Below are 24,167 nucleotides of genomic sequence, written 5' to 3' on the forward strand. Positions count from 1 at the left end.
CTCAGTGCTCCTTGACCAGTGCGGCGTACGGTCCCTGCGCGGCGACCAGATGATCGTGCCGTCCGCGCTCCACGACCGTGCCCCGGTCGAGGACGACGATCTCGTCGCTGTCGCGCACCGTGCTCAGCCGGTGGGCGATGACCACACAGGCGCAGCCGCGGCGACGCAGATTGTCGATGATGAGCTGTTCCGTCACCGCGTCCAGGGCGCTGGTCACTTCGTCGAGCACCATGACGCTGGGGCGGCGCACCAGCGCCCGCGCGATCTCCAGACGCTGGCGCTGGCCGCCGGAGAAGTTACGGCCGTCCTGCTCGACGCGGCTGTGGATGCCGCCGGGGCGGCGGGCCACCACCTCGTGCACGGCGGCGTCCTGGAGGGCGGCGACGACGGCCTCGTCCGTGATGGAGGGGTCCCACAGTGTGACGTTGTCGCGGACGGTCCCCTCGAAGAGGAAGACGTCCTGGTCGACGAAGGACACGGATGCGGCCAACGCGCCGCGCGGGATGTCCTCCAGCCGCATCCCGTCGATCCGGATGGCCCCGGCCCACGGGGCGTGGAGCCCGGAGACCAGCCGGGAGACGGTGGACTTGCCGCTGCCGGAGCCCCCGACGAGCGCGACCTGCTGCCCCGGTCCGACCGTGAGCGAGAAGTCCTGGAGCAGCGGGGCGTCCAGCGGGTTGTAGCCGAAGGTGATGCGGTCCAGCTCCACATGGCCCTTGAGGCGACGGGTGGAGGCCGCGGGCTCGCGCCGTGAGTAGACCCGGTCGACCGGAAAGTTCTCGACGTCCTCCAGTCGGGCGATGTCGGCCGCGAAGTCCTGGATCCGGCCGGCGACGCCGCCCAGCCGGGAGATGGGGGCGGTGAAGCTGGTCACCAGGGCCTGGAAGGCGACGAGCAGGCCCACGGTGAGATGTCCCTCCACCGCCCGCAGGCCGCCGATCGTCAGGATCAGCGCGCTGTTGAACGCCGCGAGCGTGGGCGCGACGATCGCCAACCACGCGCTGGGCACGCCGAGCCGCTGCTGCACGTCGAGGGTGACCGCGTGCTGTCCGGCCCAGCGGCGGAAGAAGCCGTTCTCGCCGCCCGTCGCCTTCATCGTCTCGATGAGCTGGAGACCGCTGTACGCGGTGTTGGTCAGCCGGGCGCTCTCGGCGCGCAGCTTCTGGGTACCGGTGGCCCGCAGCCGGATCGCGATCCGCAGCGCGACGACGTTGAGCAGCGCCACGGCCACCCCGACCAGGGTGAGCTGCGGATCGTACGTCCACAGCAGCACCGCGTAGAGCACGACCACCACGGCGTCCACGCCGGCGGCGGACAGGTCCCGGGCGAGGGTCTCGGCGACCGCGTCGTTGGACTGCAGGCGCTGGACCAGATCGGCCGGATTGCGCTGGGAGTAGAAGGTGACCGGAAGCCTCAGCAGGTGCCGGAAGAAGCGGGCACTGCTCAGCGTGGAGGAGATGATCCGCCCGCGCAGCAGGTTGGCCTGCAACAGCGCGGTGAGGGTCGCGGTGAGGACGAGGGCGACGGCCATCGAGGCGAACAGCACCCCCAACAGGGACGTCTGCTCGCCGATGAGGAACATGTCGATGTACGTACGGCTCAGGGCCGGCACCGCCACGCCGACGGCGACCAGCAGGAGGCTGGCGACCACGGCCGCGGCCATGGTGCCCGAAGTGCCCCGCAGTCGGGCCGGCACCGCCCCCATGACGCCCGGCCTGCGGCCACCGCGGCGGAACCCGTCGCCGGGCTCGAAGACGAGGACGACCCCGGTGAAGCTGGTGTCGAACTCCTCCATCGGGACGAACCGGCGGCCCTTGGCGGGGTCGTTGACGTACACGCCCCTGCGGCCGAGCCGCCGGGCCGTGCCCTCGTAGACGACGTAGTGGTTGAACTCCCAGAAGAGGATGGCCGGGGCGCTCACCTCGGCGAGCGCGGCCAGGTCCATCTGCATGCCCTTGGCCGTGAGCCCGTACCCACGCGCGGCCTTGAGGAGATTGCCGGCGCGGGAGCCGTCGCGGGAGACGCCGCACGCGATGCGCAGTTCTTCGAGCGGGACGAAACGGCCGTGGTGCCCGAGCACCATGGCCAGGGCGGCGGCGCCGCACTCCACCGCCTCCATCTGCAGCACGGTGGGGGTGCGTACGGGGCGGGGGATCCGGCCCCTGGGCACGGGCGCGGGCGCGGGCCTGCGGCGGGAGCCGCCCTTCGGCTCGGGGCGGTGGCGCCGGCGCCCGGCGGGAGTTCGCTGCGGCGCGGTCACGGCAGCAGCCAGTCGACGGGGCGCTGCGCGGCGAGGTGGACGGCTCCGGTGACCGGAGTCCTCGAATCGACGGTGTACGGGGGCCCGTCCGCGGAGGACCACCGGTAGCCGGACGGCGTGGAGGTGGAGCGTTCGAGCCGTACGACCACCGCCACCGGGCTGCCGTGGCGGGAGAACTGTTCGGCGAGCCCGCTGTCGCCGAGGAAGCCGCCGATCTGCGCCCGTGTCAGGGGGGCACGGCCGACCTGCGTGACGCGCCCGCGCAGCGTGCCGAACCGCTGCTGCGGGACGGACTGGACGTTCAGGTCGACCGAGGCGCCCACGGCGATCGACGAGCCGCTGCCGCCGGGCACGTACAGCACGGCCACCAGCGGGTCCGCGGGATCCTTCACACGCTCCACGGTGGCCACGTCGCCGCCCATGGCGATGACCGAACCCACCTTGGCGACCAGCGTCGTCAGCCGGCCGCCGGCCACCACGCGCACGGGCCGTTCCCCCTGCTCCGTACGGACGTTGAGCACGGGCGCACCGGCGGTGAGCATCTGGCCCTCCTCGGCGAGGACTCCGGTCACCTGTCCCGCGACCGGTGTCTGCAGCACGTAGCTGCCCTCGGCCCGGGTGAGGATGCCGGACGCGCTCAGCTTGGACGACACGGTGCCGGTGCAGGCCCAATAGGCCGCGGCCGCCATGACGGCGACCGTGACGGCCAGGACCAGTCGACCCTGCGGGCGCGCAAAGCGAACGGGCAGGTCGAATTCCTCCGGCGATTCCAGCTTGGAAAGAGCCTTTTGGCGAAACTGCACGGACTGTTCCTTCAACTGCACACATATGGCCGGGCACACATACGGACGGCCGAGAACCCCGGAGCCGTGGGGGACGCTCCGGGGTTCACGGGTATTTCCCGATCAGAGACCGGCGCGACCGGCGTTCACCGAAACACCGGTGATGCCCGTGACGAGGCCGGGGACGTGGGAGACGATGCCCGTCGCGGTACGGACGGTGTCGAGGGAGCCCACGAGGCCCACGACGTTGCTGACATCGCTGGTCACGGCGCCGGCCAGGCCGCCGGACACGCTGATGATGCCGCCGGACACGGCGTCCAGCTCGGTGTCGTCGATCTCACGGGTCTCGATGTCGTTACGCATGGCGCGCACCTTTCATTGGGGGGAGGAATTCATCACCGCGCGGTCGGCGACGCGGAACTCGGCCGCCGTTCCGGACTGCTGCGATGAGCAAGATGAAAGCACGCGAACGAGCCCCTCACCCAATCCCGTTGACTTCCCGTCACGGGCGGACGGGCACCTCTGTCGACGGACGTGCAGCTTGATTCACCGAATGGTGGCGACTTCTTCACAGAATCGAGTAACAGATACGACCGACGCGCTGCTTACATGGAGCGAAGCAGGAAAAAAAGCCATGAAAGGGGCGGGACGTATCGGGCTTATCGCTCTGCTGAGGAGGTCGGTTGTCGAGTTCGCGAACGCGATGTGCAGGTTTTCGCAGGACGCGCGGGGTGATGACCCGGTCACGCCCGGTGCGCGCGGGGGAGGGGGGGAAGGCGCGTCGCCGGCGGGATCACCGCAGGTGCTGGACGGCATCGTCCGCAAGTTCCGCACCGGTGTGCCCTCGACAAGGCCGCCCGAGAACTCCTGCGCCGCGCAGAACGTAAATGCCTCGACAGCGTCACTCGGCGCCCGGCAGAGTGGCCGTCCGTGACGACCAGTGAACTGTGGACCCGTGCGACCGCCGACCGTTACGACGCCGAGGAGGCCGAGACGTCCTCGGCTGCCGTCCTCGGACCGACTCTCGACTTCCTGGCCGAGCTCGCCGGAGACGGCCGGGCGCTGGAGTTCGCCATCGGAACCGGACGAGTGGGCGTCCCGCTCCGGGAACGCGGCGTGCCGGTCGTGGGTATCGAACTGTCGGAGCACATGGCGGCGGTGCTGCGGCGCAAGATCGACGAGAGCACGCTCCCTGTCACCATCGGGGACATGGCCACCACGGTCGTCCCCGGCGAGTACACCCTCGTCTATCTCGTCTACAACACCATCACGAACCTGCTGACGCAGGACGAGCAGGTCGAGTGCTTCCGCAACGCCGCACGTCATCTGGAGCCCGGCGGCCGATTCGTCATCGAGCTGGGTGTGCCACCGTTGCGTTTCCTGCCGCCCGGCCAGGTCGCCGTACCGTTCGACGTCTCCGAGCGGCATCTCGGCTTCGACACCTTCGACCTGGTCGAACAGATCCTCGTCTCGCACCACTTCACCCGCGACGGCGACGACGGCCGCTACCGCCGCGACCACTCCCGGCACCGGTACGCCTGGCCGGCAGAGCTCGACCTGATGGCACGGATCGCCGGGCTCGAACTGGAACGTCGCGTCGCGGACTGGGACGGGGCTCCGTTCACCCAGGACTCCGCGAAGCACATCTCCGTGTGGCGCAAGCCGACCTGAGGTCGGGCTATACGTGCGTCGCGGCGCCGCGCGCACGCGGCAGCGGGGCGCCGGCCGGCGGATCGGAACGAGCGAAAGCGGCCCTCCTGATCGTGAGATGCACCTGCAGTACGCCCGTCCACACGAGAGCCGAGCCCAACAGGTGGAGCATCACGACGAGTGAGGGCAAGGCCGTCAGTGACTGCACGAGCCCCACCACGCCCTGACCCAGGAGCACGGCGAGGAAGACGGCGGCCTTGCGCCGCGCGGCCCCGAGGCCGTCCCGGGGAAGCAGGGAGAACAGCACTCCGGCCAGGACCAGGACCGCCCCGGCCAGCACGCCGTGGACCACGGTCACGGCCGTCCAGTCGAAGGGCATGCGCGGCACGTCGGAGGAGTCACCCGCGTGCGGTCCGGAACCGGTGGCGAGCGTACCCACGCCCACCAGCAGGGCCGTCACCGCGACCAAGGCCGCCGACAGTGACCGGATCCGCGCGGCGAGCCCCGGCGCGAGCGGGGCCGCCACACCGGGCAGGGCGCCCCCGCTGCCCCCCGAAGGACCGTCGGCCCCGGCCCCGCCCGCGGCCCCGGCCCCGGTATCGGCGTACGCCGCGTGCCAGGTGTAGACCGCGGCGGTGAGCAGCAGCGTGGCGGCGAGGAAGTGCGCGGCGACGATGTACGGGCTCAGCCGCATCCATACCGTCACTCCGCCGACGACGGCGTTGAGGACGACGATCCAGAACTGCGCCCAGCCTCCCCGCAGCACCGCGGGCATCGGCTTCTCCTGGAGTCGCGCGGTGATGATGACCCAGCCCACCACCGCGCACAGCGCCCCGGTCAGCAGCCGGTTGCCGAATTCGATGACGCCGTGCACTCCCATTTCCGCGGTGGGGGCCAGCGTCTCTCCCGTACACATGGGCCAATCGGTGCAGCCGAGACCGGAGCCGGTGACGCGGACGATTCCACCGGTCACGATGATCGCGATACTCGCCACGACCGAACCCAGAGCGGCCGCTCTGACGCTTCTCGCTCCGAGCGAGTACCTGCCGGCGAGCCATGAGAGCGGAGTTCGCACGATCAGCCTTCCCCTTTGGCGCGTCGACGCGCCGTGCGCGGAACCTCAGCCTACGCCGCGCGTTTTCTCCGGTCCGACGAGGCGTCCCCACACGACGGAAGGGCCCGGATCCGTCAAGTCCCGTGCACCCGACGGCTCCTGAACGCCGACCTTCACCCCTGCACGGCCGTGTTCGTCGCCCCGTCCGCGTGCTCCGTGGCGGTCTTCGCCCGCGGCTCCAGCTCGGTCTGGATCGTGTCCGCCGTCGCCGACTTCTGCGCCGGTGTCGACGCGAAGGTTCCCGAGCCCCCGGGTGCCAATGGCCCCGCGGGAGCCCCTGTTCCGTTGAACCGCATGTCCATCTGCCGGTCGGCCGCGCCAGCGCGCAGCTGACCCCACTCCTGGTCGAATCCCTCCGGCATTCACTCCCCGTCGGCGCGGCACGATCACCTGTATGGCGTGGGTCCAGGTGGGTGCCGGCACCCATATCCGCCCTCCGACACGGGGGCTGCCGCCACGGCAGCCCCTCACCGAGACCGGGTTCACCCCGCCGCCGGTGCCGTCGGTGTTCAGCTCGTGCGGGTCAACGGTTGCCCGGCGAAGCTCACCCCTGCCAGGCCATGGGCCATGAGGTTGCGGATGTTGCCGTGATCGGTGTCGTTCGGCGTTGCCAACACGCTGCGATAGTGCTCGCCGAATGCCTGCAGAGCTTCCTGGTCGCTCAGTCCCTCCAACAGGGCCAGCCCCAGCGTCTTGCAGGAACCCTCGTTCTCACCTGCGGCGTTCTCCAGTTCGCCGTTGCGGAACGCCTGCGGCTGGTACGCGTAATGCGCGGTGACGAAGGCCAAGGTGTCGGCGAACTCGTGTTCACCCGACGCAAGGCTTGCCCGCAGCTGGTTCAGATCGGTCATCTCGGTTCCCTCGGGTTGGACGGACGATCCGCTTGCCGTCCGTGACCGGGGGACGATAGCCCCTCGCGACCGGCCGGCAGGAATCGGGCCACATGTCGGAACGAGCGGCATCTACGCAGGTCACGATGGGCGCCGGGGCGACCCGCCGAGACCCGGTTCCGGCCCGGGCGGCGCGTTGTCAGTGCCGGGCAGGATGATGACTTCCATGACCGAAAACAGTGCCCTGCTCTCTCCCGCCGCCTACGTGGAGGCCGTGACCACCGCCGTGGCGGCCTCGGCCGCCTACTACGGCGACGGGACCACCCCGCTCGGTGACGACGAGTACGACGGGCTGCTGCGCGCCATCGCGGCCTACGAGGAGGCCCACCCGGACGAGGCGCTCGCCGCGTCGCCGACCGGGAAGGTGGCGGGCGGGGCCGTGCAGGGTGACGTCCCGCACTCGGTGCCGATGCTCTCCCTCGACAACGTCTTCGACGCCGATGAGCTCGCCGAGTGGGCCGCAGGGCTGGAACGGCGTCTCGGGCACCCGGTGGCCGGGTGGTGTGTGGAGCCGAAGCTCGACGGCCTCGCGGTGGCCGCCCGGTACCGGGGTGGCCGGCTCGTTCAGGTCCTCACCCGCGGCGACGGCCTGGCCGGCGAGGACATCACCCACGCCGCCGACGCCGTCCTCGGTCTGCCGCCGGTCCTCACCGAGCAGGTCGACGTCGAACTGCGCGGCGAGGTGCTGTTGACGACCGCGCAGTTCGAGGAGGCCAATCGGATCCGGCTCGCCCACGAGGCCACGCCCTTCGCGCACCCGCGCAGCGGCGCGGCCGGCACCCTGCGGGCCAAGGACCGCCCCTACCGGATCGAGCTGACCTTCTTCGCCTACAGCGCGATCGGCCCGGACGACCTCGGCCACGTCGCTCTGCTGCAGCGGTTGGCCGCGCTCGGCGCGAACACGGCAGCGAGCACGGCCGTCGCCCCGATGCGATGCGAGACCGTGGAGCAGGTGCAGGAACGTATCGACATGATCGCCGGGCTGCGCGGAGACCTGCCGTTCGGCATCGACGGTGTCGTCGTCAAGGCAGACACCGCCGAGGACCAGCGGCAGGCAGGCAACGGCTCGCGCGCCCCGAGGTGGGCGGTGGCCCGGAAACTCGCGGCCGAACACAAGGTGACCCGCCTGCTGGCGGTGGAGTGGAACGTCGGCCGGACCGGGATCATCGCCCCACGCGCCGTCCTGGAGCCCGTGGTCATCGACGGGGTGACGGTCACCTACGCCACGCTTCACAACCCGTCCGACATCACCCGCCGCGGGCTCATGATCGGCGACCAGGTGTTCGTGTACCGGGCCGGCGACGTGATCCCCCGGGTCGAGGCACCGCTGGTCGACCAGCGCACCGGCGCCGAGAGCCCGATCGTCTTCCCCGAGGTGTGTCCCCGCTGTGGCGACGCGATCGACACGTCCGAGCAGCGGTGGCGGTGCGTGCGCGGCCGGAGCTGTCAGGCGGTGGCCTCGGTGATCTACGCGGCAGGCCGGGACCAGCTCGACATCGAAGGCCTCGGTGGCACGCGTGCGATCCAGCTGGTGGAGGCCGGTCTGGTCAATGACGTCGCCGACCTGTTCACGCTCACCCGCGAGCAGCTCCTTGGTCTGGAGCGGATGGGTGAGACCAGTGCCGCCAACCTGCTGGCCGCGATCGAGACCGCCCGCGGGGCCGCGTTGAGCCGCGTGTTCTGTGCCCTCGGCGTCCGCGGCACCGGGCGTACGATGTCCCGCCGGATCGCCGCGTACTTCGGCTCGATGGCCGCGATCAGGGCGGCCGACGCGGACACGCTGGCCGGGGTCGACGGCATCGGCACCGAGAAGGCCCGCGTCATCGCGGCCGAACTCGTCGAACTCGCCCCGCTCCTCGACAAACTCCAGGCCCAACGGGTCGGCACGCAGGTCACCGAGCCGCTGAAGCCCGAGACCGACGGAGACGACGGCGAGGACGCGACGGGCGGCCCGCTGGCCGGACAGGCCGTCGTGGTGACCGGAGCCATGACCGGCCCCCTCGCGGAGTTGTCCCGGAACGAGATGAACGAGCTGATCGAGCGGGCCGGCGGGAAGGCGTCGTCGTCGGTGTCCAAGCGCACCACCCTCGTGGTGGCGGGCGAGAAGGCCGGCTCCAAGCGCGCCAAGGCCGAAGACCTGGGCATCCGCATCCTCGACCCCGAGGAATTCGCCGCCCTCGTCGCGGATCTCCTCCCCACCCCCTAGGGGCTGTCCGGAAGGTTCCGCCTGCCTCGGACATCTGTCCCTGTCCCGCGCATCCTCCTCATGCGGCGCACTCCGGTGCGGCACAATCGTGATCAACAGGGTGGGCGACGGTGGGGGTGGGATCGTGGGGCTCTTCGGTTCGCGAGGTCGACGCAAGGGCATACCGAACGAGCCGGCCTTGCTGGCTGCGGCTGCCGAGAATCCTGGTGGCAGCGTCGCCGAGATCGACACGACGTACATCGACGACCCCAACGGCTACGTACCTCCCGAGGCGGTCCGCGGCGCGTGGTTGGTGGACGGCAGCGGGAAACTGACAGGTGAGTACCAGAAGAATCCCCGCCACGGGGTACCGCAGGACGACTTCGGCAAGCTCACCGATCCTGATCACTGGCTCGGCTGGCTCGGCGATGATCCGGCGACCGCCGTCCGAGAGGGGATCGAAGAATCCTTGCGCGCCCAGGTGGCAGACGCCGTGGTCGAGTGGGTCAAGATCCTCGAAACCCCGCGGTTCCTCACGGGCGGGCGTCGAAACTCCGAGGAGGACCAGATCATGTTGGTCACCCGTGCCGCACTCGCCGCGCCCTTTGCGTTGTCCGTGAGCGCATCGCAGCACGGGCGTTCCCTGCTGCTGGGAGTCTTCTCCTGGGCGGCGGTGAACCTCGCACCGCCCGGAGTCCGCCGCGATCGGCACTGGTTCGACCTGGGAGTCGGGCTGGACTGGGCCGGTGAACGGCTTCAACGGCGGATCTACGAGATCGACGGTGAGGACGGGAGTGCCGAGCGGTAGGTCGAGCCTCGGCTACGCCGTCTTGTCCTGGGCCGGCTCTCGGCGCCAACGCAGTTCTTTCACCGCCTCCGACGCCTCCCCGCTCACCTCGGGGTGCGGGTGGCGGAGGAACCGCTCGACGACGGGCAGGGCGGCCTGGTCGTGCGTACAGCCGAGGATGCTCAGGACGTCGGCGAGGAGCAAGGGTTCGAAGCGATCCACCCCGACGGCGAGGGGCTCCGCCACTCGAAAGGGGAGTTCGTAGCAATTGGAGGACGTGCAGACCGCGTGCAGCGCGGACTCCCGCATGGCGTAACTCTCGTCGGAGAGGGCGACGGTGACGAGACGCTCGACGACCCGCTCGGCGTCGGTCTGCGTCAGACGGCCCGTTTCCAGGATGTCGCTGACGACTTCGAGGCAGAGGTCCCGGCGGCCCGTATCGGGGTTCCTCAGCTCCTCCCAGGCCGAATCGATCAAAGCTGTCAGGGCTTGATATCCGTCCACGGCCCAGAGCATAGGGGACGGTCGGCGAACGGTTCCCGGGCGCCCTCGCCGGCACGGCCCCTGGACTTCGACCCCGAACTCGCCCACACGCGAGAAGCGTTGAGCGTCACGCCGGCGGCGCGGTGAGTTTGGCGGCCACGGCGTCGAGGACCCAGTCCAAGCCGGTCGCGAAGGACGCCTCGGCGTCCACGTCCGTGCCCTCGTACACGGCCTTGGCCAGCGCCGGGAAGCGGCCCGTGGCCAACATTCTCGTCACGTGCGGGCCCGAGGCCCGCTGCCAGTCGTGCTTGGACAGGCCCGTGGCACGTTCGGCCCGCAGGTTCGCGATCTCGCGCCTGATCGCGCCGATGAAGTAGGCGCTGACCGTCTCCACGGCGCGCATGACGGTGTCGACATCGGCGAGGTCGTCGAGGGCGGCCAGCGTGGCCTCGGTCAGGGCAAGGCCGTTCGGGCCCAGGGCCGGGCGACCGCCGAGCAGGTCGGCCAGCCATTCGTGGCGGAGAGCGGCCTGCCTGGTGCGCTCGGCGAGGACGCGCAACGCCTCCCGCCAGTCACCGGGCCGCTCCTCGGGGAGGATCTCGGCCTGGACCTCGTCCACCATGAGGTCGAACAGCTCCTCCTTGGTGGAGATGTAGCGGTACAGCCGCATAGGGCCGGCGTCCAGGCGCGCGGCGACCTTGCGCAAGGACACGGCCTCCAGCCCGCCCTCGTCGGCCAGCGCGATGGCGGCGGCGACGATCCGCTCCCGGTCGAGCGGCACGGGTTGAGTCGGCGGCTCCGGCCGGTCCCACACAGTCACAGTGAGATCGTACCGTTGCGCTGCGCTGTCGCGGATCAATACAGTGTATCGACATGAGACATCGAATCGCCGTGGTCGGGAGCGGTCCCGCCGGCCTCACCTTCGCTCGCGTCCTGCACCGCCATGGTCACCCCGTCACCGTCCTCGAACGCGATCCGGCTCCCGACGCCCGCCCCCCGGGCGGCACGTTGGACCTGCACGCAGGGCTCGGTCAGCTCGCGCTGGCCAAGGCGGGGCTGCTGGAGGAATTCCAGATGCTGTCTCGTCCCGAGGGGCAGGCCATGCGCATCCTGGACGTGGACGGGACCGTCCTACGCGACTGGCGACCCCGTCCGGACGACCGGGCCAACCCCGAGATCGACCGTGGACAACTCCGTGACCTGCTGCTCGGCCCTCTCGACGTCCAATGGGGGCGGTGCGTGACGCAGGTGGTGCCGGGCACCCGGGACGGCGTACAGGTTCATTTCGCGGACGGGCGACAGGAGACCTTCGACCTCGTGGTCGGCGCCGACGGCGCCTGGTCCCGGACCCGCCCGGCGCTCTCGTCGGTGACCCCGCACTACACCGGCGTCTCCTTGGTCGAGACCTCTTTGGACGACGTCGACACCCGCCACCCTGACCTCGCCCGGTTGATCGGCGACGGGTCCGTGGCGGTGTACGGCGTGAACCGCGCCCTGGTCGCCCAGCGCAACAGCGGCGGCCACGTCAAGGTGTACGCCCTGTTCCGGGCGCCGCTGGACTGGCACACGAACCTTGACCTGGCCGACACCGAGGCGATGAGGGCGAGTCTGTCGGCTCTGTTCGACGGCTGGGCCGCTCCCGTTCTCGAACTCCTCCGCCACGGCACCGCTTTCGCCCACCGCCCCCTCTACGTCCTGCCCGCCTCCCACACCTGGACCCACGTCCCCGGGGTGACGCTGCTGGGCGACGCCGCCCACCTGATGCCCCCGCTGGGGGCGGGCGCGAACCTCGCGATGATCGAAGGCGCCGAACTCGCCGAATCCATCGCCGGCGGCCCTGGAGATCTGGACGGGGCGGTCCGCGCCTTCGAGGAACAGATGTGGGCACGGGCCGGCCGCTGGGCGAAGATCACGATGGCCGGGCTGGAACGCCTCGTGAGCCCGGACCCCGCTGCAGCCCTCGCTCTCTTCGACGAGGTCCAGGCGTCCTGACCGCCGTGCGCGACGTGGACGCCGGCGCGGAGCCGGGACAGCCCTCAGAGGCGCAGGCCGTCCACGAGTTCGGTCAGCGCCGCCGCCAGCGTGGCGAGGCCCGGTCCGGCGGGGCCGCCCGGCTCGGACATGTAGGTGTCCCTGCGGATCTCGACCATCAGCGCACCGACCCGCGGGTCCTTGCCGTAGTGCCGCAGCGGTACGTACGTGCCCGCGAAGGGGCTGTCGAGCCCCGTGCCGCCGAAACCCGCGAAGGCCTTCTCGGCCGCGGTGAGCAGGGCGGCCGGGGTGTGGAAGCGGTCCGTGCCCAGGCAGATCGGCGGCCGCGGGCCGGCGCCGTGCAGTTCGTAGGGGAGGGGCTCCGTCGGGTACGAGTGCACATCGATGATCACGGCGCGGCCGACGGCCTCCAGCCGGTCCTCCACCGCCCGTGTCATTGCGTCCGCGTACGGGTGGAAGTAGCGGTCGACCAAGGGCCCGCCGTCGAAGCCGTCCGCCCGCAGACGCTCCCGGTGGGTGGTGCGCGTGTACACCGCTCCCATGCCCACCGCCAGCATCTCCTCGCGCTCGTCGGGGAAGCGCTCGGGGTCGATGACAAGACGGGACAGCCCGTTGACGAACCGCCACGGCGTGAGGGCGCATCCGGCGGGGGGCGCCGCCGCGATGTCCGCCGTGTGCGAGTCGGTGATGTGGTCCAGTTCCCGTTCGAGTGCCGCGTCGTCCAGCACGATCCCGCCGCGTACGGACTCCGGTACGGCGCGGGAGGAGTGCGGTATGTGCAGGATCACCGGTGACGCGGCGGCGCCGGGAAGGAGCCGGAAGGAATCCGGCTGGAAGGATTCCGCCTGGGCGGACTCGACGGTGTGGTTCATGTGGATCCTCGGTAGAGGGCCGTGCGCGGGGCGGAGCACCCGCGAAAGCCTGACGGCCCCCACCGTTACCCCATGTCGGACGCCGGTTCCATCGCTTTCTTGAGGTTGCGCAGGGTGGTGGCGATGTTCCTGCGCTGGAAGTCGGCGAAGGTGTGTCCCCGGGTGGCCACCCGGTCGAAGGCGTGGGCCACGAAGTCCGGCCACGAGCGGCGGTCGTCCGTCCACGTCTCGGTCACCCGGGTGCCCTCCGGAACCGGCTCGAAGCGGTACTCCCAGGTGGCGATGGGACCGGGCACCCGCGGGCGCCGGACCCCGATGGCGTGCACGCGGAAGCGGAACAGCCGGTCCTGTTCGAGCGCCGTCACCGTGCACCTGGTGGTCCACCGGAAGGCCCCGCGCTTGTTGCGCCCGTCGAACACCGTCCCGACGCGCGTCCGCCCGGCTCCTCCGTGCACGGTGGCGCCGAGGTTCTCCGGGCTCCAGTCACCCATCCGGGCAGGATCGGACACGTGCCGGTAGACGTCGGCGGGACTGACGTGGACGACGATGCTGTCGGACACGGTGAACGTACGAGGCATGTTTCTCCCCTCCAGGCGGCCGACGCTACCGTGCCGCCGCACCCGTGGCTACCCGTCGGTAACTCCCCGGTGCGGAGGGATGGCTACTGCCAGTCGTCGTCGTAGGGCGGCGGAGGCATCTCGTCCAGGTCGAACGGCGGCTCCTCCTCGGCATGCTGCACCGCCCGGCGCTGCTCCGGCCGGGCCGACGACGGCGCCGGAGCGGAGGGCGCGGCTGCCGCGGCAGGCGCGCCCGAGACCTCGCTCGAGGCATCGGACGAGTCGGACGGGTCGGACGAGGACGCCGCCCCGCACTCCGCCAGCGTGGCGAGCACACCCTCGGCGTACTTGGCGAGCTTGGCCTCGCCGACGCCGCCGATGCCGCCCAGCTCCTCCGTCGTGGCCGGCAGCCGCGTCGCGATCTCCCGCAGCGTCGCGTCGTGGAAGACGACGTACGCCGGTACGCCCTGCTCCCGCGCCGTCTCGGCCCGCCACGCGCGCAGGGCCAGGAAGACCGGTTCCGCCGCGGCCGGCAGATCGACGGGCACGCGGGCCGCCTTGCCGGAGCGCGAGCCGGCTTCCTTGCGGGCGGGACCGGCGGACGCCTTCTCCTTCCGCATCGAGACGCTGCGGCGTCCGCCCAGCACCTCGCCGCTGTCCTCCGTCAGCACCAGCGTTCCGTAGTCGCCCTCCACCGCCAGCAGCCGCTGCGCCAGGAGTTGGCGTACGACTCCCCGCCACTCCGCGGTGCCCAGGTCCGCCCCGACACCGAACACCGAGAGCCCGTCGTGGTCGAACTGGATGACCTTGGCCGTCTTCTTGCCCTGGAGGATGTCGATGATCTGGCCGGCGCCGAACTTCTGCCGCCGTTCCTTCGCCAGCCGCCACACCGTCGACAGCAGCTTCTGCGAGGCGACCGTCGCGTCCCAGGACTCGGCCGGCGTCAGACACGTGTCGCAGTTCCCGCAGGGCGTGCCCGCCTGCCCGAAGTACGCCAGCAACCGCACCCGGCGGCAGTCGACCGTCTCGCACAGCGCGAGCATGGCGTCCAGGTGCATGCCCAGCGAGCGGCGGTGCGTCTCGTCGCCGTCGGAACCTTCGATGAGCTTGCGCTGCTGCACCACGTCCTGCAGCCCGTACGCCAGCCACGCCGTGGCGGGCTCCCCGTCGCGGCCGGCCCTGCCGGTCTCCTGGTAGTAGCCCTCGACCGACTTCGGAAGGTCGAGATGCGCCACGAAGCGCACATCGGGCTTGTCGATGCCCATGCCGAAGGCGATCGTGGCCACCACCACGACTCCGTCCTCCCGCAGGAACCGCGCCTGGTTCGCCGCGCGCGCCCGGGCGTCCATGCCGGCGTGGTACGCCACGGCGTCGATGCCCTGCTCCACCAGGAAGGCCGCGGTCTTCTCCACCGAGGCCCGCGAGAGGCAGTAGACGACTCCGGCGTCACCGGCGTGCTCGCTGCGGATCAGCTCCAGCACCTGCTTGAGCGGATTGTTCTTCGGGGCGATCCGGTACTGGATGTTCGGCCGGTCGAAGCTGGCGACGAAGTGCCGGGCCTCCTCCAGGCCGAGCCTCGCCACGATCTCGGCGTGGGTGGCCTCGGTGGCCGTCGCGGTCAGCGCGATCCGCGGCACCTTCGGCCAGCGCTCGTGCAGCATGGACAGCGCGAGGTAGTCGGGCCGGAAGTCGTGACCCCACTGGGCGACACAGTGCGCCTCGTCGATCGCGAAGAGGGACACCTTGCCCCGGTCGAGCAGCCGCTGGGCGCTCTCGGTGCGCAGCCGCTCGGGAGCCAGGTACAGCAGGTCCAGCTCGCCGGCGAGGAACGCCTGCTCGACGGTCTGCCGCTCGTACGAATCCTGCGTCGAGTTGAGGAATCCGGCCCGCACCCCGAGGGCGGTCAGCGCGTTCACCTGGTCCTGCATCAGCGCGATGAGCGGCGAGATCACGATGCCCGTGCCTTCTCTGACCAGCGCCGGGATCTGGTAGCAGAGCGACTTGCCGCCACCGGTCGGCATCAGCACGAGGGCGTCACCGCCGCCGACGACCTGCTCGATGATCTCCTCCTGCTCGCCGCGGAAGGAGCTGTACCCGAACACGCGGTGCAGTACCTGCAGAGCGTCGGAGGTCTCGGTGGAAGCGTCGGGAAGTGCCATCCACGAAGCCTATCGACACCCACCGACACCCGGTGCCGCCGAGTAACATCCCGGGATGGCGAAGACGATCAAGAAGCTGACCCCGGAAGCCGGGCGGACCGACGCCGCGGGCCTGCGCGCGTACGACGCGGACGCCCTCGCGAGGTGCGTCGCCGACGCGAAGCAGCCGTGGTGGCGCCGCGCGGACTGCGTCGAGGCGCTGGCCGGACGCGTGCCGGAGCGGCGCGTGGCCCAGCTGATCGCACGCGTCCAGGACACCGATGACGTGAGTCACGTGCGCGTCGCGCTGCTGGGCCTGCTCTCGGACCGCCCCGAGCTGCTGCCCTGGCTGCGGCACGAGGACCGGCACCGGGACGGCAAGTACGGCATGGCCGAGGCGGTGCTGGGGGCCCGCGGCGCGCTCGGCGACCTCACGGCGGCGGGTGCCCTGGCGACGCTCGCCTTAGATCTGTGGCGCAGCCGGCGGGAGACCGGCGAGGCCGGGCTCGACGGACTGGTCGCACGGCACGGGGTCGAAGCGGTGCTGGCCCAGCTCGGCGGGGCCCGTCCCGAGGACCGCTCCAGCGCCGTCCGTCTGCGGGACCGCGCCGGCGAGGACGTCACCGACGCGCTCGCGGACCCCGACCGGCAGGTCGCGTTCCGCGCCCAGGAGCTCCTGACCGACCCGGAACGGCTGCGTGGCCACCTCGCCGAGGCGCCGACCGAGGAGGCGAAGCTGTGGGCCGTGTACGCCCTGCACCGTCTGACCGAGGACACCGATGAGACCCGGAGGCTGTACGAGGAGCTGGGGCGGCCCCGCGTGGAGGTCGCCGGCCTGGACGAGGAACTGCGCGCGGCGATCGTCCACGAGTACGGGCGGTGGTGCGAGGAGCGGAGCGATCCGCGGTGGCGGATGGAGGCCCTGTGCACGGAGCCGCCGCCGGCCACCGATACGGCCGAGCAGCTGCGGCGGGCCTCGGCCGCGCTCACCGCCGCCGGCGTCGGGCCGAAGCCGCCGATCTCCTGCGGCGAGGACAACGGGGTGGGGGACGGTACGTACGACGTGATCAGGTACGGCGAGAGCGGCGACGCGGTGTTCATCAGCACCCTCGGCCGGTTCGCCGCCGGTGAGGACGACCATCCGGACGTGCGCCGCGCCCTCGAATCGGCCGGCTTCCGCTGGCTCGACGAGGCCGTCCGCGCCATCCAGGTCACCGACCTCGGGGTGTACTACTTCGGCAGCCGCGGCCCGTTGGGCGTCGACACGTTGCTGTTCTACTGGCAGGACTGAGGGGAGCGGCTGCCCGGTAGGCGCCCTGCCGCCATCGTCGCGTTCCGCCCTATGATCGTCACTCCGCGTACGAGGGGGGCTGGTATGGGGGCAGGCGGGGCGGCATCGCAGCGGACGCAGGAGGCGCGGCGGCAGGAGCGGTTACTGCGCGAGCAGTGGCAGGCCGCCCGCCGGCAGGCCCTGCGGTGGGACACGGTCGGCGAGGGGGAGCAGCGGGTCCTCGCCCAGCTGCTGGTACTGACCGCGCGCGGGTGGCGGTTGCTCGTCGACCGCCAATGGTCCCGGACCCGGACCGCTGACGCGCACATGCTGCTGGTGGGGCCCGGCGGGGTCTTCGTCGTCGACGTCACGGCCGGCCGCGAGCCCGCCGAGGGACACGCGCCCGGGCTGCTCGCCGCCACGAAGGCGGCCGAGAGCGCGGTGGCGTCCCTCGGCATGTCACCGGTGGCGGTCCAGCCGGTCAGGGTGTTCGCCGGGCAGCGCCTCGACGCGAGCCTCGGCCGGATCCGGCTCCTGGGTGAACACGAGATCGGCCCCGTGCTGCTGTCGCAGCGGCACCGGCTGCGCGCCGAGTCGGTCCGGGCGATCGCCGACCACCTGGAGCGGGTGTTCCCGGGCTACGCGGGGTCGGCGATCGACCAGCAGCCGGTGCCGGCGGCCGAACCCCACCGACCGGGCTCCCCGGACGGATTGTTCGACCTGGAAGGGCTGCGCGACGCGGCCCTGGAGGGGGCGAGGCGCGCGCCGATCGAGCAGTGGATGACCTTCCTCCACCCCGACCAGGTGGCACTGGTGCGCCGCAACTGGTCGGGCCCCGCCCGCATCAGCGGCCCGGCGGGCACCGGCAAGACGGTCGTCGCCCTGCACCGTGCGGCCCACCTTGCCCGGCGGACCACCGGCCGCATCCTGTACGTCACCTTCGCCAACAACCTGCCCCGCGTACAGAGCACTTTCCTCAAGGCCATGGCCCCGGCCGTCGCCGACCGGGTGGACTTCCGCAGCCTCCACTCCTGGGCCCAGGAATTCCTGCAGGAGCGGGGCATACCCGTCCGGCTGCACGGGGACAAGGCCGAGACCGCCTTCAGCCTCGCCTGGAAGAACGTCGGCCGCGCGAGCCGACTGGCCGCGCTCGACCCGGCCCCCACCTACTGGCACGAAGAGATCGACTACGTCATCAAGGGGCGCGGCCTCACCCGCTTCGAGGAGTACGCGGCCGTCCCCAGGCGACGGCGGAGGGCGAGCCTGCACCGTACGCACCGCCGGTCCGTGTGGGAGCTCTACGAGGCGTACGAGGCCCTGCGCGGCGAGCGCGGCGTCCACGACTTCAACGACGTCCTCTCCCTCGCCCTGGCCGAAGCGTCCCGCCGCCGCGAAGGACCTCCGTACGCGGCCGTCATCGTCGACGAGGTCCAGGACCTCACGCTCGTCGGCGTACGCCTCCTGCACGCGCTCGTCGGTGACGTGCCCAACGGACTGCTGCTCGTCGGCGACGGCCAACAGACCGTCTATCCGGGCGGGTTCCGCCTCACCGACGCGGGCATCGACATCCGCGGCGACCGCGGACAGGTGCTGCGCACCAACTACCGCAACAGCAAACAGATCCTGGACGCGGCGCTCACCGTCGTCGCCGACGACGCCTTCGAGGACCTCGACGGCCTGCGCACCTCGGGCCGCCGCGACGTCGACCTCACCTACCACGACGGGGACGTCGTACGCGTCACCAGGTCCACCGCGGAAGCCCACGACCGGGACCTCCTGGACGCCCTGCGCTCCCTGCCCGAGGGCGCCCGCGCCGACACCGCCCTGCTGTGCCCGTCCATGCGCGCCGTAGGCCACTACCAGCGGCTGCTCACCCAGGCGGGCATCCCGGTCTGCCAGTTGGAGCACTACGACGGCCGCGCCGTCGACGCGGTGAAGCTGGGCACGTATCGCCGGGCCAAGGGCCTGGAGTTCAAGAACGTCTTCCTGCCCCGGCACGACACGGTCTCCGGGCACGGCACGCCGGCAGGCACGCCGGCCGGTACGGAGACGTCCGAGACGGCCCGGGAGCGTGCGGAACTGCTGCGCAGCCGGCTCTTCGTGGCGATGACCCGCGCCCGTGACCTGCTGTGGCTCGGCAGCGTCACCACCAGGTAGGAGACCACCCGCGAGGCGGCGCTGCCAGGGTGTGACGCGTCCTGGTCGGCCGGCGGCGGTGTGCCCAGACTCGGTCGGGCGGAGTCATCCGCTTTCGACGAGGAGTAGGGCAGGTATGAGGAACGAAGCCAAGGTCGTGGCCATCACCGGAGCGAGCAGCGGGATCGGGGAGGCGACGGCCCGGCGGCTCGCTGCCGACGGTCACCGGTTGTTCCTGGGCGCGCGGCGCACCGATCGGCTCGACGCGCTCGGCCGGGAGATCGACGAGGCGGGCGGTACCGCGGCGTTCCGGCGGCTGGACGTCACCGACGCCGCCGATGTACGGGCCTTCGTGGCCGCCGCCCGCGACCGATACGGCCGGGTGGACGTGCTGGTCAACAACGCCGGGGTGATGCCGCTCTCGCCGCTGGACGCGCTGAAGGTCGACGAGTGGGACCGGATGATCGACGTGAACGTGCGAGGAGTGCTGCACGGGATCGCCGCCGCCCTGCCCGTGATGCGGGCCCAGGGCGGCGGGCACTTCGTGAACGTCGCCTCCGTCGGCGCGTACGAGGTGTCGCCCACCGCGGCCGTCTACTGCGCCACCAAGTACGCCGTCCGCGCGATATCCGAAGGGCTGCGCCAGGAATCGGACGGCACCGTCCGCGTCACCCTGGTCTCTCCGGGCGTGACCGAATCCGAACTGGCCGAAGGGATCTCCGATCCCGCCGCGCGGGAGGCCATGAAGGCCTATCGCGCCGTGGCGCTGCCGGCGTCCGCCATCGCCGGAGCCATCGCCTACGCGGTCGCCCAGCCGGCCGAGGTCGACGTCAACGAGATCGTCGTGCGTCCCGCCGCGAGCGCGCAGTGACCGCCGGGCCGTACGAGGACCTGCTGCGCCGACTGCGGGTCCTGGAGGACAAGGAAGCACTGCGGCGGCTCATGATCCGCGGCTGGCGGGCGCTGGACCGCAAGGACTGGCGGGCCTGGATCGAGTGCTGGGCCGAGGACGCGGTGCTGGAGTTCGAGCCGTGGGGGGAGGTCCACGGGAGGGAGGCGGTCCGGGCGAAGGTGGAGCAGGCGGAGGCGCACTTCCCGAGCATGCAACACCACATCCTGAACATGGACTTCCACGTGGAAGGGGACCGGGCCACCGGTGTCGGGTACATGTGGTTCGTCGCCGTGACGGGCGGCGAGCGGAGTACGTCGCCCTCCTCCATGGGCGGCCCGTACGACTGGGACTTCCGCCGGGCTCCCGAGGGCGGCTGGCTCCTGACCCGCCAGCGGCTGGGCGTCTGGTGGACCGACGGGGAGGAGACGCCACCGGGCCTCGGCCAGGGCGGGTCCGCACAGTAGCGCCGGCCGCCCGACTTCGCGGACCCGACCTGGGGAGTGTCCTGGGCGCGGCCGGTCGGGGCCACTCCCGGGGGTCGCGCGGTGTGTCGGCGCGGCCGGCGCGGGGGGAGTCCCCTTCAATGGCGCCGCATGACCTTCTCCGCACTGCACCAGCCGGCGGCGCGCGCCGCGGCGCCGTACTCCCGCCGTTCGGTCCTCACGGGAGCCTTCGCCCTGGCCACCGCCGCGGCACTGCCGCTCGCCGCGGCGGGGCGGGCGTACTCCGCCGCCACCCCGGACATCATCGGGTGCGCCGCCTGGGGTGCGCGGGCGGCGTCCGAACCCGTCGTCGTCCTGGACAACCGCCCGGAGCGGATCATCGTCCACCACACGGCGACGGCGAACGTGACGGACTACTCGAAGCAGCGCGCCTTCGCCCTCGCCCGCGCGATCCAGACCTACCACATGGACGCGCAGGGCTGGATCGACACGGGCCAGCACTTCACCGTCAGCCGCGGGGCCTTCGTGCTGGAGGGGCGCCACAACAGCCTGGCGGAGCTGCGCACCGGCTCCCGCCAGGTGCGGGCAGCGCACTGCGTCGGCCAGAACACGGTGTCCATCGGTATCGAGAACGAGGGCACGTACACCTCGGAGGCCCAGCCGGCGGCGCAGTACGCGGCGCTGGCCGACCTGTGCGCCCACATCTGCGACCAGTACGGCCTGCCCGCGTCGGAGATCTACGGCCACCGCGACTTCAACGCCACCTCCTGCCCCGGAGACCGCCTCTACGCCCAGCTCCCGACCCTCCGCAAGGACGTCGCCGCCCGCCTCGGCACGCCCGCGCCGGAGGAGGCCACCGATCCCCTCGAGGACCTGGTCCGCCAGGTCACCGGCCGGCCGTCCTCGTCGTACGAGGAATACCTCCCGGCGGGGCTGCTGCCCTGACGGTCCGCCGCCGGCTCCTCCGGCTCTCGCGAGGGGGTTACAGGCGCCAGTACGTACCGGCGTGGGAATCGACGTGCACCACGTGGCGGCCGACGCGCACCACGTGGTGGTCCGGGCCCGACCAGGAGCCGCAGGCGCCGTCGGCGCCCGGCAGCGGGGTCCAGATCTCCAGGAAGGTGCTGCCGTCCGGGTTGGTGCCCCGCTCGACCAGGTTCGCACCGTCCCACCGGAAGGTGCCGGCGTCTTCGCCGGGCTCGCCGGTGAGGTGGTGGAAGTGCGTCCGGGAGCCGTCGAAGGACGTCGTACCGGCGAAGCCCCGGCTGTCGGCGTAGAACGACCCGGCCTGCAGCCACACCACTTCGCGGTCCTCGATCAGGGGTCCGCCGTCGCGGCTGATGCCGCGCCGCAGCCAGGCGCCGCGCTCGGGCACGGGGACGCCGGGGCCGTCCGGGACGTGCCCGGCCTGCCCGGTGCGCCGGGGCTCAGGCGCGGTCATCGGCGGCGGGCTCGTCCACGGCCAGCAGCGTCAGCGGTACGTTGCCGCGCACGGCCTGCGAGTACGGGCAGACCGCGTCCGCCCGGTGCAGCAGGGGCTGGAGGTCCGCCGCCCGCCAACCGGGCAGGCTGACGGTGAGCGTCACCGCGAGGCCGTAGCCCGCGGGCGTGTCCGTGGTGCCGAGCTGGACCTCGCAGGCCACGCGGGCGGTGGAGGCCTCCGCCCCGAACTCGGCGGCGACCTCCGCGAGCGCGGAGGTGAAGCAGGCGGCGAACCCGGCCGCGAACAGCTGCTCGGGGTTGGTGGTACCGGGGACCTTCTTGCGCGGCGGGGCGAGGCGGACGTCCAAGCGTCCGTCGTCCGTACGGACGGATCCGGTACGTCCCCCCGCGGCGTGCGCGGTCGTCCGGTACAGGCTGCGGGTGAGTGGCACGGTCATGCTGTTCGGCCCATCTTGCTCGACGAGGACGCTGCCCGGGTGCGGACAGCGGACGGCACTGCTCGTGTCAGTACCTCGCGCGTCGTCGTGCGTAACCGGGTACGGCGCATCTCGTCCGGGGCCTTGGACCGGCCGCCGGACAATCTAGCAACGCCGACGGTGGTCCGGGGCGTCCCCCACGGTGAAGTACCTCACCCGCCGGCGGCCGGCCGGCGGGGCGTGCGGCCGCGGTCGCTCCCGGGTCAGGGCGCGTGGTGCTGGATGCCCCGCTGACCGGGTACCCGGGTCGACCGGGGTGCGTCGGAGCGCCGGTGGTCGGCTCGCTGTCGGCGGCCCGGGAAGGGGTTGCGCCGCACGGCGGCGCTGGGAGCCGCGATCAGCAGGCCGACAAGTGCGAGGACCGCGACGAGGATGAGCACGGTAACGAGGTTCATGGTCCTGCCTTTCGTCGAGTATTGACTGCCTGTCACTACATCTTGTTACCGAATTCCGAGACGTTAAACACAGAGGGTGACGGAACCTGCCGTCAAGGACCGCGCCTGCGCTGCCGATCCGGCAACATCAGCCGTGCGTACAGGCGTTGGCGCGGGCGGAACGGCGGGGTGGACCGGCGTCGTTGCCGGAGAGGTCCGTGCGGTGCGCCGGGTTCACGCGGTCGGGGTGACGCGTACCGTCTCCACCCAGGTCGGGGGTGCGGGCGGGGTGTCGCCGACCAGGGCGGCGATCAGCCGGCAGGACGGTGTCTCCTGCGGCCACGGCGTATACCCGTCGGTCAGCACCACCACGACGTTCGGGCGGTCGGGCAGGGCCAGCGCCGCGTCGATGCCGACCCGCATGTCCGTACCACCGCCACCGGCCAGGGTCACCTCGCCGGCACTGCGCACCCGGGTCACGGCGTGCACGTCGGCGTCGCACGCGAGGACGGCGACCCGGTTGCCGCCGACGCCCACCTCCCGCAGGACGCCGGTGACTTCGGCGAGGGCGGCCGCGAGGTCGTCCGGGCCCATCGATCCCGAGGTGTCGATGACGACGGCCACCCGCGGCAGCGGCCTGCGCAGACTGGGCAGTACCACCCGGCCGCCGAGCGCGGGCGTGCGGCGCGAGGGACGGCGGTACGTGTAGTCCACCGCGCCGGCCGCCCAGGCGGCCGCCTCGCGGACCGCACCCGCCAGAGCCTGGCGCCAGTCGACGGAAGGCTCCAGGAGTTCCTCGGCCCACCGGGCCCAACCCTCTGGGACCCGGCCCCGGGTACGCCGATGGGCCCGTACGGCCTCGGCGGTCTGCCGGCGCAGGGCCTCCGCCTCCACCGGGCCGACCCGGGCGGGGCCGCCGCCCTCGCCCAGCTCCCAGGGCGCGGGGGTGCCGTGCGCGCCGGAACCGCAGTCGGGGCCGTGGGGCGTCGGGGGAATCGCGGGCAGGTAGGTCTCGAACAGGCCGCCCGTGGGCAGGCCGTAGAGCCGGGGCTCCATCCGGCCCTCGGGCAGGACCAGCCCGTCGGCCAGCAGGTCGTCGTTGATCTCGCAGTCCTGGGCGATGTTGACCCGGACCGCGTCGCGCTGGTCCGCGGCGGGCAGCCGCTCGGCCCGGCCGTGGTGGTCGCGCAGCAGGTGCGCCACCTCGTGGATCCACACCCCGGCCAACTCGACGACCGGGGTCGCCTCGACGAAGGCGGGCGAGACGTAGCAGCGCCAGTGCCGGTCGACGCCCATGGTGCGCACCTCGGCCGAGGGGACCACGGTCAGGGCGTAGAGCGCGGAAGCGAGGTACGGACGGGTCTCGGCGGCCTTGTAGCGGGCCGCCAGCAGCTTCGCGCGGTCCAGCTCCGGGCGCACGGCG

At 71.9% G+C, this 24,167-nt stretch carries 24 protein-coding genes and 1 riboswitch; of the genes, 9 read left to right on the forward strand and 15 right to left on the reverse strand.

The genetic code is table 11. The features are described 5' to 3' along the window. Position 1: 1 nt before the first annotated feature. The 3 genes from AB8A24_RS00575 to AB8A24_RS00585 all read right to left on the reverse strand — a co-directional run bounded on the left by AB8A24_RS00575 (position 2) and on the right by AB8A24_RS00585 (position 3,405). Entirely contained in the window at positions 2-2,260 is a 2,259-nt protein-coding gene (locus AB8A24_RS00575) for an NHLP family bacteriocin export ABC transporter peptidase/permease/ATPase subunit (protein ID WP_369474181.1), read from the reverse strand. Then, positions 2,257-3,063, reverse strand: a complete 807-nt coding sequence (locus AB8A24_RS00580; RefSeq protein ID WP_328960364.1) for a hypothetical protein — start codon at positions 3,061-3,063, stop codon at positions 2,257-2,259. Before AB8A24_RS00580 ends, AB8A24_RS00575 begins: the two co-directional genes overlap by 4 nt. A 102-nt stretch (positions 3,064-3,165) precedes the next feature. Then, positions 3,166-3,405 (reverse strand): hypothetical protein, encoded by a 240-nt coding sequence (locus AB8A24_RS00585; RefSeq protein WP_033216052.1) that lies wholly within the window; start codon positions 3,403-3,405, stop codon positions 3,166-3,168. Positions 3,406-3,972: 567 nt separating this feature from the next. Here AB8A24_RS00585 and AB8A24_RS00590 point away from each other — a divergent pair. Continuing rightward, complete coding sequence (locus AB8A24_RS00590) at positions 3,973-4,713, forward strand: class I SAM-dependent methyltransferase (RefSeq protein WP_328960363.1); 741 nt, start codon at positions 3,973-3,975, stop codon at positions 4,711-4,713. 7 nt (positions 4,714-4,720) lie between these two features. On the opposite strand, the gene AB8A24_RS00595 is transcribed toward AB8A24_RS00590, so the two are convergent. The 3 genes from AB8A24_RS00595 to AB8A24_RS00605 form a co-directional block, all read right to left on the reverse strand. Further along, positions 4,721-5,767: a heme A synthase gene (locus AB8A24_RS00595; RefSeq protein ID WP_369474184.1), complete on the reverse strand. Its 1,047-nt coding sequence runs from the start codon at positions 5,765-5,767 to the stop codon at positions 4,721-4,723. Between the two features lie 152 nt (positions 5,768-5,919). Beyond that, positions 5,920-6,168, reverse strand: a complete 249-nt coding sequence (locus AB8A24_RS00600; protein ID WP_328960361.1) for a hypothetical protein — start codon at positions 6,166-6,168, stop codon at positions 5,920-5,922. Between the two features lie 147 nt (positions 6,169-6,315). Then, positions 6,316-6,657, reverse strand: a complete 342-nt coding sequence (locus tag AB8A24_RS00605; RefSeq protein ID WP_266480592.1) for a HopJ type III effector protein — start codon at positions 6,655-6,657, stop codon at positions 6,316-6,318. 196 nt (positions 6,658-6,853) lie between these two features. On the opposite strand from AB8A24_RS00605, the gene ligA reads away from it, so the two are divergent. Next, positions 6,854-8,902: an NAD-dependent DNA ligase LigA gene (gene ligA, locus AB8A24_RS00610; RefSeq protein ID WP_328965777.1), complete on the forward strand. Its 2,049-nt coding sequence runs from the start codon at positions 6,854-6,856 to the stop codon at positions 8,900-8,902. A gap of 178 nt (positions 8,903-9,080) precedes the next feature. Then, positions 9,081-9,689: a hypothetical protein gene (locus AB8A24_RS00615; protein ID WP_328960359.1), complete on the forward strand. Its 609-nt coding sequence runs from the start codon at positions 9,081-9,083 to the stop codon at positions 9,687-9,689. Positions 9,690-9,701: 12 nt separating this feature from the next. Here the strand turns inward: AB8A24_RS00615 and AB8A24_RS00620 are convergent, their stop codons facing one another. Continuing rightward, positions 9,702-10,172: a hypothetical protein gene (locus AB8A24_RS00620; protein WP_328960358.1), complete on the reverse strand. Its 471-nt coding sequence runs from the start codon at positions 10,170-10,172 to the stop codon at positions 9,702-9,704. 106 nt (positions 10,173-10,278) lie between these two features. Beyond that, positions 10,279-10,971 (reverse strand): TetR/AcrR family transcriptional regulator C-terminal domain-containing protein, encoded by a 693-nt coding sequence (locus AB8A24_RS00625; RefSeq protein ID WP_328960357.1) that lies wholly within the window; start codon positions 10,969-10,971, stop codon positions 10,279-10,281. Positions 10,972-11,024: 53 nt separating this feature from the next. Between AB8A24_RS00625 and AB8A24_RS00630 the strand changes: the two genes are divergently transcribed. Next, positions 11,025-12,143: an FAD-dependent oxidoreductase gene (locus AB8A24_RS00630; RefSeq protein WP_369474186.1), complete on the forward strand. Its 1,119-nt coding sequence runs from the start codon at positions 11,025-11,027 to the stop codon at positions 12,141-12,143. A 44-nt stretch (positions 12,144-12,187) separates the two neighbouring features. On the opposite strand, the gene AB8A24_RS00635 is transcribed toward AB8A24_RS00630, so the two are convergent. The 3 genes from AB8A24_RS00635 to recQ form a co-directional block, all read right to left on the reverse strand. Further along, on the reverse strand, positions 12,188-13,015 hold the full coding sequence (locus tag AB8A24_RS00635) for an N-formylglutamate amidohydrolase (RefSeq protein ID WP_369474187.1): 828 nt from the start codon (positions 13,013-13,015) through the stop codon (positions 12,188-12,190). A 65-nt stretch (positions 13,016-13,080) separates the two neighbouring features. Further along, complete coding sequence (locus AB8A24_RS00640; protein WP_369474188.1) at positions 13,081-13,593, reverse strand: SRPBCC family protein; 513 nt, start codon at positions 13,591-13,593, stop codon at positions 13,081-13,083. An 83-nt stretch (positions 13,594-13,676) separates the two neighbouring features. Further along, the gene (gene recQ / locus AB8A24_RS00645; protein WP_369474189.1) at positions 13,677-15,731 is read right to left on the reverse strand and encodes a DNA helicase RecQ; all 2,055 of its coding nucleotides are present in this window, start codon (positions 15,729-15,731) and stop codon (positions 13,677-13,679) included. 55 nt (positions 15,732-15,786) lie between these two features. Between recQ and AB8A24_RS00650 the strand changes: the two genes are divergently transcribed. The 5 genes from AB8A24_RS00650 (at position 15,787) to AB8A24_RS00670 (ending at position 21,396) form a co-directional block, all read left to right on the forward strand. After that, the gene (locus AB8A24_RS00650; protein ID WP_369474190.1) at positions 15,787-17,001 is read left to right on the forward strand and encodes a hypothetical protein; all 1,215 of its coding nucleotides are present in this window, start codon (positions 15,787-15,789) and stop codon (positions 16,999-17,001) included. Between the two features lie 84 nt (positions 17,002-17,085). Then, positions 17,086-19,137, forward strand: coding sequence for a UvrD-helicase domain-containing protein (locus AB8A24_RS00655; RefSeq protein ID WP_369474191.1), 2,052 nt, complete (start codon positions 17,086-17,088; stop codon positions 19,135-19,137). Positions 19,138-19,252: 115 nt separating this feature from the next. Beyond that, a complete protein-coding gene (locus AB8A24_RS00660; protein WP_328960350.1) occupies positions 19,253-19,987 on the forward strand; it encodes an SDR family oxidoreductase in 735 nt (244 codons plus the stop codon). Continuing rightward, the gene (locus AB8A24_RS00665) at positions 19,984-20,472 is read left to right on the forward strand and encodes a nuclear transport factor 2 family protein (RefSeq protein WP_328960349.1); all 489 of its coding nucleotides are present in this window, start codon (positions 19,984-19,986) and stop codon (positions 20,470-20,472) included. The genes AB8A24_RS00660 and AB8A24_RS00665 overlap by 4 nt, the downstream gene beginning before the upstream one ends. Positions 20,473-20,601: 129 nt before the next feature. Continuing rightward, on the forward strand, positions 20,602-21,396 hold the full coding sequence (locus AB8A24_RS00670) for a peptidoglycan recognition family protein (protein WP_328960348.1): 795 nt from the start codon (positions 20,602-20,604) through the stop codon (positions 21,394-21,396). 37 nt (positions 21,397-21,433) lie between these two features. Here the strand turns inward: AB8A24_RS00670 and AB8A24_RS00675 are convergent, their stop codons facing one another. The 4 genes from AB8A24_RS00675 to AB8A24_RS00690 all read right to left on the reverse strand — a co-directional run bounded on the left by AB8A24_RS00675 (position 21,434) and on the right by AB8A24_RS00690 (position 24,163). Beyond that, positions 21,434-21,892 carry a hypothetical protein gene (locus tag AB8A24_RS00675; RefSeq protein WP_328960347.1) on the reverse strand — a complete coding sequence of 153 codons (459 nt, stop codon included), beginning with the start codon at positions 21,890-21,892 and terminating at the stop codon, positions 21,434-21,436. Beyond that, the gene (locus AB8A24_RS00680) at positions 21,879-22,331 is read right to left on the reverse strand and encodes an Ohr family peroxiredoxin (protein WP_328960346.1); all 453 of its coding nucleotides are present in this window, start codon (positions 22,329-22,331) and stop codon (positions 21,879-21,881) included. Before AB8A24_RS00680 ends, AB8A24_RS00675 begins: the two co-directional genes overlap by 14 nt. Positions 22,332-22,407: 76 nt before the next feature. Next, positions 22,408-22,470, reverse strand: a riboswitch (guanidine-III (ykkC-III) riboswitch). Positions 22,471-22,573: 103 nt separating this feature from the next. Next, complete coding sequence (locus AB8A24_RS00685; protein ID WP_328960345.1) at positions 22,574-22,765, reverse strand: hypothetical protein; 192 nt, start codon at positions 22,763-22,765, stop codon at positions 22,574-22,576. A gap of 213 nt (positions 22,766-22,978) precedes the next feature. After that, entirely contained in the window at positions 22,979-24,163 is a 1,185-nt protein-coding gene (locus AB8A24_RS00690; protein ID WP_369474193.1) for a VWA-like domain-containing protein, read from the reverse strand. Positions 24,164-24,167 lie beyond the last annotated feature (4 nt).

The sequence above is a fragment of the Streptomyces sp. BF23-19 genome (assembly GCF_041106355.1).
Taxonomy (GTDB): Bacteria; Actinomycetota; Actinomycetes; order Streptomycetales; family Streptomycetaceae; genus Streptomyces; species Streptomyces virginiae_A.

Coding starts and splice junctions, on each gene's coding strand:
- AB8A24_RS00630 (WP_369474186.1), top strand. CDS start 11,025: ATGAGACATCGAATCGCCGTGGTCGGGAGCGGTCCCGCCGGCCTCACC.
- AB8A24_RS00635 (WP_369474187.1), bottom strand. CDS start 13,015: ATGAACCACACCGTCGAGTCCGCCCAGGCGGAATCCTTCCAGCCGGAT.
- AB8A24_RS00670 (WP_328960348.1), top strand. CDS start 20,602: ATGACCTTCTCCGCACTGCACCAGCCGGCGGCGCGCGCCGCGGCGCCG.
- recQ (WP_369474189.1), bottom strand. CDS start 15,731: ATGGCACTTCCCGACGCTTCCACCGAGACCTCCGACGCTCTGCAGGTA.
- AB8A24_RS00655 (WP_369474191.1), top strand. CDS start 17,086: ATGGGGGCAGGCGGGGCGGCATCGCAGCGGACGCAGGAGGCGCGGCGG.
- AB8A24_RS00675 (WP_328960347.1), bottom strand. CDS start 21,892: ATGACCGCGCCTGAGCCCCGGCGCACCGGGCAGGCCGGGCACGTCCCG.
- AB8A24_RS00650 (WP_369474190.1), top strand. CDS start 15,787: ATGGCGAAGACGATCAAGAAGCTGACCCCGGAAGCCGGGCGGACCGAC.
- AB8A24_RS00640 (WP_369474188.1), bottom strand. CDS start 13,593: ATGCCTCGTACGTTCACCGTGTCCGACAGCATCGTCGTCCACGTCAGT.
- AB8A24_RS00605 (WP_266480592.1), bottom strand. CDS start 6,657: ATGACCGATCTGAACCAGCTGCGGGCAAGCCTTGCGTCGGGTGAACAC.
- AB8A24_RS00585 (WP_033216052.1), bottom strand. CDS start 3,405: ATGCGTAACGACATCGAGACCCGTGAGATCGACGACACCGAGCTGGAC.
- AB8A24_RS00660 (WP_328960350.1), top strand. CDS start 19,253: ATGAGGAACGAAGCCAAGGTCGTGGCCATCACCGGAGCGAGCAGCGGG.
- AB8A24_RS00680 (WP_328960346.1), bottom strand. CDS start 22,331: ATGACCGTGCCACTCACCCGCAGCCTGTACCGGACGACCGCGCACGCC.
- ligA (WP_328965777.1), top strand. CDS start 6,854: ATGACTTCCATGACCGAAAACAGTGCCCTGCTCTCTCCCGCCGCCTAC.
- AB8A24_RS00685 (WP_328960345.1), bottom strand. CDS start 22,765: ATGAACCTCGTTACCGTGCTCATCCTCGTCGCGGTCCTCGCACTTGTC.
- AB8A24_RS00600 (WP_328960361.1), bottom strand. CDS start 6,168: ATGCCGGAGGGATTCGACCAGGAGTGGGGTCAGCTGCGCGCTGGCGCG.